Consider the following 10,908-nt stretch of genomic DNA (forward strand, 5'->3'; position numbering starts at 1 on the left):
GATGATTTTACTTCGGCTCCGCATGAGGAATGTTGCTTAAAAATAATCAAGCAAACGTTATTGTATTGAGTATGAAAATAGTTTAAAAGTATATTGCAAAATAGCATACATTAGCTTGAAAAAATAATCTGTAATACCATGGCAAGTACAACCCCTTGGATTGTTTTAATAGTATATGTTTTAGTGCTTTTGTTTATAGACTTTTTTGTTTTACATAAAAAGAATAAAACACCTTCAGTAAAAAAAGCCATATTAGAGGTTGTGTTTTTTGTGTCGAACGCACTGGTGTTTTCAGGGGTGCTGTATTGGTGTTATAGCCATAACTTGGTGGCAAATATTAATAATTTTTCGGCTACCGATGCTCTTATTAAATACTTAACGGGCTATATCATTGAACTTTCATTAAGTGTAGATAACCTGTTTGTAATAGCTATTATTTTTACATCGTTTAAAATACCTAGCCAGTACCAACACAAACTACTCTTTTTAGGTATTTTGGGAGCTATTGTATTTAGAGCTATTTTAATTAGCGTTGGTTTAGTGCTAATTAATAAAATACACGGAATGAACATTGTTTTTGGTCTGTTTTTATTGTTCACAGCTTTAAAGATGCTTAAAAAAGAAGCCGAACATACCGAATTTGATGAGCCTAAAGGCTATATGAAGTATTTTAGATTTAGCAATGTTATTGATGGTGGAAAGTTTGTTACCCGAGTAAATGGTAAACGCGTGTTTACTGCTTTGTTTGGAGCCTTAATTACCATAGAGTTTACCGATTTGCTTTTTGCCCTCGATAGTATACCAGCCATTTTTGCCGTAACCACAGACCCGTTTATAGTTTACAGTTCTAATATTTTTGCCATTATGGGTTTACGCTCGTTATACTTTTTCTTGGCAAACATGTTAGAAAGGTTTGTTTACTTAAAATACAGTGTGTTCTCTATATTGGTGTTTGTATCTATAAAACTTATTACCGCAAGTTGGGTAGAAATTCCTGAATGGTTTTCATTATTATTTATAGGTCTGTCACTAGGTATTGGGGTGTATGTGTCGGCATCCATGGTGAATCATAAAAAGTGAAACGTTATGGTGAGGGATGAGAAATGAAGCGCAGTTTGCTTACTGTAATGCAATGTGTTGCTGCGTTCAAAAAAAGCATTACGGCGGGTTTTATGACAATAGATATTAGACATTAGACATTAGCCATTAGCCATTAGCCATTAGAAGTTAGTCTTAAGATCTAATCTATCATTCCTAATTCGTAATTTTTAATTCGTAATTGATAATTCCTAATTCGTTAATCCTCAATCGTTAATCGTAAATCGTAACTCATAACTCATAACTCATAACTCATAACTCTACAATCCTTAACCTCCATTTAATACTCCGTTAACTTATTATAAAGGATATTGGCGCAATTTTGCATTTGAAATAAATACACTATTTCAACATACAAAGCCTATGACGATAATCTTAACCGATTTATCTACTCTAGCAGTAAAACCCAAAACTACTTGTTTAAGTAGTTACGCTTCCTCCCTAAAAATCAATACTAACAAATACATTGCAACAGCATGAGAAAACGTCCTGTAGATATTGTTGTGATTTCAGATGTGCATTTAGGAACTTATGGCTGTCGCGCCAAAGAACTCCACAAATACCTAAAATCCATAAAACCCGAAAAGGTTATTTTAAATGGCGATATTATAGATGTTTGGCAATTCAGCAAACGCTATTGGCCAAAATCGCATATGAAAATTATAAAACTCATCACTTCATGGATTTCCAGCGGTGTTGAGGTACGTTACATAACGGGTAATCACGATGAGATGCTTCGTAAGTTTGTAGGTTTCCAAATGGGAAGTTTCAGTATTTCCAATAAAGAATTATTGAACATTGATGGCAAAAAAGCATGGATATTTCATGGTGATGTATTCGACGTCACCATGCAGCACTCCAAATCCATAGCCAAATTGGGTGCGGTGGGCTACGATTCGTTAATACTATTAAACAGTTTTATAAACTTCTTTGCAGCAAAGTTTGGTAAAGGGCCCATTTCAATGTCTAAAAAAATAAAGAACAGCGTCAAATCTGCCGTAAAGTTCATCAATAACTTTGAAAAAATAGCCTCGGATATTGCCATTGAAAATGAATACGATTATGTGATTTGCGGACACATCCACCAACCGGAAATAAAGCGTATTGAAACCGACAAAGGTGAGGTTGTGTATTTGAATTCGGGTGATTGGGTAGAAAACTTAACCGCCTTAGAATATTTTGAAGGCACGTGGCATTTGTTCAGTTTTAAAGACAACTTTTTATTTGAAGAGGATGCCGATGCAGACACCGAAGAGGATGAAGTATTGGAAACCAAAGAGTTGTTTCAAAACATGATGAAGGAGTTTCAAACCGGGGTGAAACCATCTAAAGTCAATTAAACGGCATGAAAGTACTTTACGCCATTCAAGGCACGGGCAACGGGCATTTAAGTAGGGCGCGCGATATCATTCCCATCCTTCAAAAAAAAGATATTGAGTTGGATATTTTGGTAAGCGGTACCGAAGCCGACATCAACATTCCGTACCCCATCACGTACCGACTAAAAGGCTTGAGTTTTGTGTTTGGAAAAAAAGGTGGTGTCGATGTTTGGAAAACCTATTTTAAGGCAAAAAGCATGCGCCTTCATAAGGAAATAAACAGCTTGCCCGTTGAAAACTACGATTTAGTAATCAACGACTTCGAACCTGTTTCGGCTTGGGCGTGCAAACTTAAAAAGAAACCCTGTATCAGTTTAAGTCACCAAGCAGCGGTTATGGTTCCCAATGCGCCAAAACCTAAGAAAAAAGACGCTTTAGGGAAGTTGATTCTTAAAAAATATGCCCCCACAACCAAACAATATGGCTTTCATTTCAAAGCCTATCAGGAAGGGGTGTTTACGCCCGTTATCAGGCAGGATATTAGAAATGCCGTTTGTGAAACAGGAAACCATTACACGGTGTATTTACCATCGTATGATGATGAAAAAATACTAAGCATCCTTTCAAAAGTAAAAGAAGTGTCCTGGCAAGTATTTTCAAAACACAATAAAAAAGTAACAACCTATAAAAATATTACGGTACAGCCTATTACCAACGAAGCCTTTGTAAAAAGTATGGCAACCAGCAAAGGCATTCTTTGTGGTGGCGGATTTGAAACCCCTGCCGAAGCACTGTTTATGCGTAAAAAACTATTGGTAATACCCATGAAAGGACAGTACGAGCAACAATGCAATGCCGCTGCTTTAAAAGATATGGGCGTACCCGTAATAAAGGCGCTTAAAAAAAAGTATATACAAGATATTGTGTATTGGACGGAAACCCACACCATTATAGACGTAAACTACCCGGACATTACCGAACAAATTATAGATACCCTATTACAGGAAAATCTATAATACAAACCCACTTTATGGCTTTTAACAATCCCCAAAAACCTTTTAACCTAAAACCTCAAGATTTTGGAAAAGACTTTGTGTTTGGGGTCTCAACTGCAGCCTATCAAATTGAAGGCGCACATACCGTACACGATAAAGGCACGTCCATTTGGGATCAGTTCACCTCAAAAAAAGGCAATACCTTTAACAACCAGCATGGGCAAATAGCCTGCGATTTTTATAACAGGTTTGAAGCGGATATTCTGCTTATGCAATCGATGAACATCAAACACTTTCGGTTTTCATTGGCATGGTCGCGCATCCTTCCAAATGGTACAGGAACCGTAAGTGCCGAGGGTATCGATTTTTACAATCGGGTTATTAATTTCTGTTTAAAATGCGGCATCACACCTTGGGTAACACTTTACCATTGGGATTTACCACAAGCCCTACAAAACAAAGGCGGTTGGGTAAATAGGGAGGTGCTTTCTTGGTTTGAAAACTACGCACAGGTTTGCGCTACCCATTTTGGCGACCGTGTAAAAAACTGGATGGTACTAAACGAACCCATGGTATTTACAGGCGCTGGTTATTTTTTAGGGGTACATGCCCCGGGTAATAGAGGCTTAAAAAACTTTTTGCCTGCGGTACACCACGCCATGCTATGTCAAGCCATTGGTGGTAGGGTGTTGCGCGCCTTAGTGTCCAATGCCCATATAGGCACTACCTTTTCCTGTTCGCAAATAACCCCTTTTAGGGATACGCCCAAAGATATTCGGGCAGCCCAAAAAGCCGATGCGCTTTTAAATAGACTTTTTATAGAACCCCTGTTGGGGTTTGGTTACCCCACCGAACACGTGCCTGTGCTAAGGCGTATAGAAACCTATATAAAACCACAAGATTTAAAAAATGCGGTGTTCGATTTCGACTTTATTGGTGTGCAAAATTACACCCGCGAAATGGTAAGGCATCACTATTTAGTACCTTATTTGCGTGCCAAAATAGTAAAGGCTTCCAAGCGCCATGTAAAAACCACGCTTATGGATTGGGAAGTGTACCCACCCAGTATGTATAGTATGATAGAGCAGTTTAACCAATACAAAGGCATTAATAAAATCATCATTACCGAAAATGGTGCCGCTTTCCCTGATATGCTTGTTGATGGCAAAGTGCACGATATAGAACGCCTACATTATTTACAGGCATACCTAGAGCAAGTGCACAAAGCCAAAAAAGACGGACTCAACGTAGCAGGTTATTTTGTTTGGACCTTTACCGATAATTTTGAGTGGGCAGAAGGCTACCACCCACGTTTTGGTTTGGTTTACACCAATTTTTTAACACAAGAGCGCATTGTAAAAGCATCGGGTAAATGGTATCAAGCTTTTCTGGGAAGCTAATCGTCATTCGCTTTGAATCGTCATGGCAAGGAGCATCTGTGCCGAGCGCAAACAAGATAAAACCATCTTATGATTCGTACTTCAAATAAAATTAGAAATATATTATAAACAGATTGCTTCAGTCGTACCTCCTTTGCAAAGACGTAAAGTTTTATGTTTATTGCTATATCAAAAACACCCTAGTTTGCTTTCTTCACCCAGCAAAAAATACGTAGAAGTAAGTATTTTATTATTGAGAAAATTTTTATAATTATGTATTTTAGTAAGTTAATACATATGTTAATGCTTTAATTTCCCAAATACTATGAAGCATTTTTTAGGTTCAAAGGAGTTTAAAGGCGAGCATTGGATGACCTCCAATGAAGCGCAAGAATTTTTTAGGGTAAGCCGCAGCACCTTATACCGCTGGGGTAAAACCAAGCAATTGCCATTTACTAAAATAGGTGGTGTGTTGTATTATCCCAAAGCCTTTATAGAAGCGCTTATGGGGGTTAAGTTGCAAAACAATCCGTTTTTAAAATACAATAAAAGTGAGGCACGTAAATAAGGGCCTCACTTTTATTGTAAAAATAAATGTTTAAGTAAGCGTTACCATGCCCAGGTAGGTACTTGTGGCAGCCAATTTCTTGTCCGCAGTAACAAAAGTAGCCCATACGTGCACCTGTTGTGTAGCCCAATAGGCAGGAAGTGGCATTTGTACCGTAGTTAAATTGCGGGTACCTGCGGGGTTTGCCGTTTCAAACACATTTAAAGCTTCGCAGTACACCACTACCACAAGCTCATCGGTAGCGGCAGCATTGCCTTGTCCACTGTTATCATCCCATGTCATGCTAAGCTCTTGGTTGGCATCGGGCGTGACACTAGGGTTGGATAGCCCGCGCAAATCGCCTTTGCCAATAAGCACTTTGGGGTAATCAACCACATAGGTTTCAAGGCCGTCGGGCAATAGCGCATATTTAATATGGTAGCCCGTAGCTAGGTTAAATGTGCTTTTATCACTTTGTGGTTTGCCAAAATACGCCGAAAGAATTTCTTTTATAGGCGTTAAAAATTGGATGGCCGTTTTAAAGCGTTCACGTTGGTCTATTTGCGCAGGGGTTGGGGTATAATTGCCACGAGTAGGTAAACTGCGCATAATGTCTTTACCTCGCCAACGTGCACCCACAACGTTGCCCACTTTTCCGGAGAAGCCTCCAAGGATGCCTTTACTAAATGTTCCCATAGGTTTATAAGATTTTGGGGTTAATAAGGGGTGAAACTAAAACGCATGGGCCTAATTTACAAACGCATGACACATATTGACACATATTGACACACATTGCAACATATTGCAACAGTTTGACACATATTGACACAACTGCCCAAAAAAAGGGGTGTTTTGTTCGGGTTTTGTTCGGGTTTTGTTCAGGTACGGTTTAGGTGTATTTTTTTTAGATGGGGGTTTGCCCGAACAAGGGGCGAATACATGTAAAATTAAATTGCAGTAACGCCAGTATTTTTAAAATTCTGCATACCATTGTAAGTAAAGTTTTGTTATATTCGTAGTTGTATTACACATGTGTGGGTTGTTTTTTATAAACACTTATTATAAAAAGCTTAGTACTATATTTCACCATGTTATTCTGAATAAAATAAAATTTTTAAACTTTTATTTATAGTTATGAAAGAGGTAAAACTTGTTCCTTTTACATATAAAAACGAAAAGCAAATAGCTGTTAAGTTTGGATATGATGACTCTATAAGAATTCATTTAAAAAAGTTGCTCGATATTAAGTGGAGTAATTCAAACAAAACTTTTTACATTAAATATTCTTCAGAAAACAAAATAAAAGTTTATAAGCATTTAAGAGCTATTAATTGTTTAATAGATTATAGTGAACTAAAAACGGTACTTCCTAACATTACTAAAACACAAAGTTTTAAGCTGCCAAAACTTAACGAGCATCAAACAACCGATTTACAAAGGTTTAAAAAATGGTTGCAACAAAAGCGGTTAAGTGAAAATACGGTAAATACTTATGTTGAAGTTACATCGTTTTTTATAAGATACGCAGCCTTAAAAAATACATTAAACTACAGTAAGCGCCTTATTGAATCTTTTAATTACGACTTTATAGTTCAATTAAACAAATCCATTTCCTACCAAAACCAATGCATTAATGGCATTAAGAAATTTCTTGATTATAAAGGAGTGGAAGTAGAGGCATTAGAATTGGAACGCCCTAGAAAAGAGAAAAAATTGCCTGTTGTATTAAACATAGAAGAACTAAAACAAATTTTTGACCAAACACATAATATTAAACATAAAACATTGTTAAGTCTTATTTATTCGGCTGGGTTAAGAATAGGCGAAGCCATTAATTTAAAAGTTAAAGATATAGATAGCAAACGAATGTTAATACATATAAGGGGCGCTAAGGGCAAAAAGGACCGATACACCTTACTTTCTGAGATGTTTCTTGATTTATTACGGATTTATTATAAGCAATATAAACCAAAGGTGTATTTGTTTGAGGGGCAAGGCGGCGAGCAGTATAGCAGTTCGAGTGCGCAAAGCGTATTAAAAAGTGCGGTAAGTAAAGCGGGCTTAAAAAAACAAGTTACATTGCATACATTAAGGCATAGTTTTGCGACACATTTATTAGAAAATGGAACAGACATTAGGTATATACAAGAATTATTGGGGCATAGTAGCCCAAAAACAACCATGATTTATACGCATGTAAGTGAAACGAGTATAAGAAAAATAAAAAATCCGTTTGATAATTTATAAAACATATTTATATTGCACTACATAAGAATTTTCTTTATTTTAAAGATGGTAGAAAAAAAGGCAAAAAAACAACAAAACATGGGCATAGCCTCCCAAAACAGTTGCATAAAATGAAGAAAGTTCCGTATATAAACAAGTTGTACGTAATTTGAGACCAAGATTGTGAAGAGAATATTATACAATAATCTGACAACTAAAAAAGTTGATTTATTCGAATCAAATAACTTTTCGATTAAATTTAGGCGGAACTGGAGACAAATAAGAAAATTTAGAAATAAAACAGTATCGGATTTTATAAACCTGAAAAACTATATCGGAATATTGCAAATAAGTTCATTCCAACATTCTGACAAAAATTATGTTTTTGACCTAAATGAATCAATATCTGAAATAGAGCAGAATGGACACAAAGCGGAAATTAAAAATATTTCTGAATATCAATCTGTAGTTTACGCTCTGAATTATCAGGACGAAAAACTATATCAATTTCGTTTTGAATTCGGATTTAAAAATAAGCGATTATTTATTACTCTGACTTTTGAAAATATAAACGAAAAAGTAATTGAAGACAATTATAACGAGATAGTTAAAATACTGAACACAATAAAGTTTAAAGAATAAAAACTACGTACAACATTGTATAAAAAAAATTGCTAGTTTTAGCTAAACCAAAGTTAGTTGCTCGTTTGCTTGCTTCTGATTTTCCTTCGGAAAATCCTCGCACACAAACACGCAACTTTCCTTATACATAACCGTTGTAGCCAATTTGAGAAATGACCATCCGAGAGATATTAAATACGACTGAACACAGACCTTGGAGAATGCCGACTGAAAATTGGAAATTCTACCAAGAATGGAATAATGCGATATTTCTTCATTGGCAAGTGGAATTGACCGAATTGAAAAAATTTGTGCCTAAAGAACTGGAAATCGACCTTTTTGAAGAAAAACCTTGGATTTCGCTTGTTGCCTTTACAATGGAAAAAATTAGACCTAAAAACATTCCATCTTTTAAACCAATTTCGGACTTTAATGAAATAAATATTCGGACTTACATAAAATCAAATAATAAAACTGGAGTTTACTTTTTGAGCATAGAAGGTGGAAAATTAGCATCCTGTAAAATAGCTAAAGGAATTTCGGAATTACCATATCGTTATTCAAAAATAAAAAGACAAAACGGAATTTATGAATCAACTAATAAAGAGTATAACGACCAATTGAACATCGAATTTGAATTGGGAAAAGCAAGAACGGAAAAAACTGAACTTGACAAATGGCTAACAGAAAGGTATGCCCTTTTTCAAGACACAAAGGATTCGATAAATGAATTTGACATTCATCATTTGGAATGGCCAACTCAGGAAATCAAGTTTAAAAAGTTAATCGTTAATTATCCAAGATTTAGAAATTTAATAAAAAACGAGCCGAATTTGACTCATTATTCAAATGGAGTTCAAGTTCTTGCTTGGAATAAAAATAAAAACTGGCTACAACACCGTGTATAAAAAATTGCTAGTTTTAGCTAGCACAAAGTTTGTTGCGTATTTGCTGGCTTCCGATTTTCCTTCGGAAAATCCTCGCCACCAAACACGCAACTTTCCATACACGAACACGTTATGTGCAAGCTAAACTCACTCAATCGGAAAAATGACATTTGAAAAATTAGTCCAAAAAAGAATGTTTTTGTTAATCATTATGCTACTAATGATTTCAATATACTTTGGTGGAATTCAAACTGGATATAATCGGACTTTGGGTTGGTCTTATGATTTTAGTTTTTGGATATTCATAGTTAAGCCATTTTTATGGTTAGCTTTCTTAATCGGATACGGAATTTTAGCAATATTGAGTTATTGGACAAATAAAAAACTTTCAATATCTCATTTGATTTTAATCGGACTGACTTTCATTTCGGAGGATATTTTGAATTCTGATTCTCGTCTGACTTTGACTTTAATACTGATTTCGATAATCGTATTTCTAATAAATTTTGTTTGGTCAATTAAAAATCGGAATTTAAAGCTGACAAAAAAAGCCAGCACATAACATTGTATAAAAATAATGCTTAAGTTTAATCCTTAATCAAAAGGTTAGTGCGTATTTGGTCACTCTGATTTTCCTGCGGAAAATCCTCGGACTCAAAACCGCACTATTCTTATACGTAACCGTTGTAAGCAATTAACCAAAACCACCTCAAAAGCTGAATGAAACATTATCTACCAGAAGAACTTGACATTGAAAATGGGTCTGAAAGTGAACAAATAAGAACAAGGAAAATATTTGACGACCTTAAAGAGAGAGCTCTTAATGGAAAATTTCTCTTGGAACGAGAAAAAGAGTTCTTATGTATGGGACTGAATCTTACAATACACGAAAGCGATGGTAGGCCTGAAAATTTTGATTTTTGTAATGATTATATATTCCGAGAATTATACTTAACATATTTCCATAATAATCTTGCTGGACCATTTCATAAAGCGAAAAAAGGAAAAATAGTAGAAGTCTCACAAAGAGAACAAATAAAAGACTTTAAAAGACTTCAGTCTATTTCAAATCAATGGTATAAACAAATTGAAATTACAAATCATAAAGACCAAGTATTACAAGAATTAGCTATCGAGACAAGAAAAGACTTAAAAGAACTCGATAAAAAATATCCGAGATTAATTAGAAGGTTTCGAGCAAAGCAAGATAAATATAGGTTGCAAAAGGACAAGATAATTTTACAATCTAAATTTCTTTATCATATGATTAAGTCAATGAAACAGGACTATGACCAATCAGAATTTGAAATACCTTTCTCTGGTCAAGTAGTCGAATTAACTGATTATTCATTGGTTCACATTACAAGTAGGCATTACGCTGAACCTATTAAGGATAAACCCGAAAAGTCATTTCACTATCAAAATTTTTACCCTAAAGAGTTGCACATTGATTTAAGAAACATTCTGACCGAAATAGACAAACTTGGGCTAATTGACTTAAATCTAACTGACAACGTAGTTTTTGAATTTGATGGAGTCGTTTACCAACTATGGATTCAGAAAAGAACTAAACAAGTAAAAGGGCAAGGAAATGTTGAATTTAACCGAATCCAATCATTTTATCCAATTTATGACCAAGAGAAACTGTCGGAAATCAATACGAACTACGATAAAACAAAAATTAACGATAAATTAGAACTGTACGTAAAAAAATAACTGCTTACAACACCGTATATAATTTATTGCTAGTTCTAGCCTACTTACGAAAATCCTCGCGGATTTTGAAGTGCCCCCAAAAAGTTAGACACTATTTGAGGGTATTTTTATGGAAAGAAA

General features: G+C 35.2%; 10 protein-coding genes. 9 read left to right on the plus strand and 1 reads right to left on the minus strand.

Annotated elements, in window-relative coordinates:
• Positions 1–138 precede the first annotated feature (138 nt).
• The 5 genes from ACGK9U_RS08015 (at position 139) to ACGK9U_RS08035 (ending at position 5,359) form a co-directional block, all read left to right on the plus strand.
• Positions 139–1,080 carry a TerC/Alx family metal homeostasis membrane protein gene (locus ACGK9U_RS08015; RefSeq protein WP_394465842.1) on the plus strand — a complete coding sequence of 314 codons (942 nt, stop codon included), beginning with the start codon at positions 139–141 and terminating at the stop codon, positions 1,078–1,080.
• A gap of 494 nt (positions 1,081–1,574) precedes the next feature.
• Positions 1,575–2,438, plus strand: coding sequence for a UDP-2,3-diacylglucosamine diphosphatase (locus tag ACGK9U_RS08020; protein ID WP_394465843.1), 864 nt, complete (start codon positions 1,575–1,577; stop codon positions 2,436–2,438).
• A gap of 5 nt (positions 2,439–2,443) precedes the next feature.
• Complete coding sequence (locus ACGK9U_RS08025; protein WP_394465844.1) at positions 2,444–3,433, plus strand: glycosyltransferase family protein; 990 nt, start codon at positions 2,444–2,446, stop codon at positions 3,431–3,433.
• A 14-nt stretch (positions 3,434–3,447) separates the two neighbouring features.
• The gene (locus ACGK9U_RS08030) at positions 3,448–4,812 is read left to right on the plus strand and encodes a GH1 family beta-glucosidase (RefSeq protein ID WP_394465845.1); all 1,365 of its coding nucleotides are present in this window, start codon (positions 3,448–3,450) and stop codon (positions 4,810–4,812) included.
• Positions 4,813–5,116: 304 nt separating this feature from the next.
• Positions 5,117–5,359 (plus strand): helix-turn-helix domain-containing protein, encoded by a 243-nt coding sequence (locus ACGK9U_RS08035; RefSeq protein ID WP_394465846.1) that lies wholly within the window; start codon positions 5,117–5,119, stop codon positions 5,357–5,359.
• A 30-nt stretch (positions 5,360–5,389) separates the two neighbouring features.
• Here ACGK9U_RS08035 and ACGK9U_RS08040 read toward each other — a convergent pair whose 3' ends face one another.
• Positions 5,390–6,034, minus strand: coding sequence for a DUF6266 family protein (locus ACGK9U_RS08040; RefSeq protein WP_394465847.1), 645 nt, complete (start codon positions 6,032–6,034; stop codon positions 5,390–5,392).
• A gap of 438 nt (positions 6,035–6,472) precedes the next feature.
• On the opposite strand from ACGK9U_RS08040, the gene ACGK9U_RS08045 reads away from it, so the two are divergent.
• The 4 genes from ACGK9U_RS08045 to ACGK9U_RS08060 all read left to right on the plus strand — a co-directional run bounded on the left by ACGK9U_RS08045 (position 6,473) and on the right by ACGK9U_RS08060 (position 10,788).
• Positions 6,473–7,585 (plus strand): tyrosine-type recombinase/integrase, encoded by a 1,113-nt coding sequence (locus ACGK9U_RS08045; RefSeq protein ID WP_394465848.1) that lies wholly within the window; start codon positions 6,473–6,475, stop codon positions 7,583–7,585.
• Between the two features lie 162 nt (positions 7,586–7,747).
• Positions 7,748–8,206, plus strand: a complete 459-nt coding sequence (locus ACGK9U_RS08050; RefSeq protein ID WP_394465849.1) for a hypothetical protein — start codon at positions 7,748–7,750, stop codon at positions 8,204–8,206.
• Positions 8,207–8,406: 200 nt separating this feature from the next.
• A complete protein-coding gene (locus ACGK9U_RS08055) occupies positions 8,407–9,093 on the plus strand; it encodes a YqjF family protein (RefSeq protein WP_394465850.1) in 687 nt (228 codons plus the stop codon).
• 699 nt (positions 9,094–9,792) lie between these two features.
• Positions 9,793–10,788 carry a hypothetical protein gene (locus ACGK9U_RS08060; protein ID WP_394465851.1) on the plus strand — a complete coding sequence of 332 codons (996 nt, stop codon included), beginning with the start codon at positions 9,793–9,795 and terminating at the stop codon, positions 10,786–10,788.
• Positions 10,789–10,908 lie beyond the last annotated feature (120 nt).

It is taken from the genome of Mariniflexile sp. HNIBRBA6329 (genome assembly GCF_043558645.1).
Classification (GTDB): Bacteria; Bacteroidota; Bacteroidia; order Flavobacteriales; family Flavobacteriaceae; genus Mariniflexile.

Excerpts from the sequence above, each read along its gene's own strand:
- ACGK9U_RS08040 (WP_394465847.1), bottom strand. The coding sequence starts at position 6,034 with ATGGGAACATTTAGTAAAGGCATCCTTGGAGGCTTCTCCGGAAAAGTG.
- ACGK9U_RS08055 (WP_394465850.1), top strand. The coding sequence starts at position 8,407 with ATGCCGACTGAAAATTGGAAATTCTACCAAGAATGGAATAATGCGATA.
- ACGK9U_RS08030 (WP_394465845.1), top strand. The coding sequence starts at position 3,448 with ATGGCTTTTAACAATCCCCAAAAACCTTTTAACCTAAAACCTCAAGAT.
- ACGK9U_RS08045 (WP_394465848.1), top strand. The coding sequence starts at position 6,473 with ATGAAAGAGGTAAAACTTGTTCCTTTTACATATAAAAACGAAAAGCAA.
- ACGK9U_RS08020 (WP_394465843.1), top strand. The coding sequence starts at position 1,575 with ATGAGAAAACGTCCTGTAGATATTGTTGTGATTTCAGATGTGCATTTA.
- ACGK9U_RS08060 (WP_394465851.1), top strand. The coding sequence starts at position 9,793 with ATGAAACATTATCTACCAGAAGAACTTGACATTGAAAATGGGTCTGAA.
- ACGK9U_RS08035 (WP_394465846.1), top strand. The coding sequence starts at position 5,117 with ATGAAGCATTTTTTAGGTTCAAAGGAGTTTAAAGGCGAGCATTGGATG.
- ACGK9U_RS08015 (WP_394465842.1), top strand. The coding sequence starts at position 139 with ATGGCAAGTACAACCCCTTGGATTGTTTTAATAGTATATGTTTTAGTG.
- ACGK9U_RS08025 (WP_394465844.1), top strand. The coding sequence starts at position 2,444 with ATGAAAGTACTTTACGCCATTCAAGGCACGGGCAACGGGCATTTAAGT.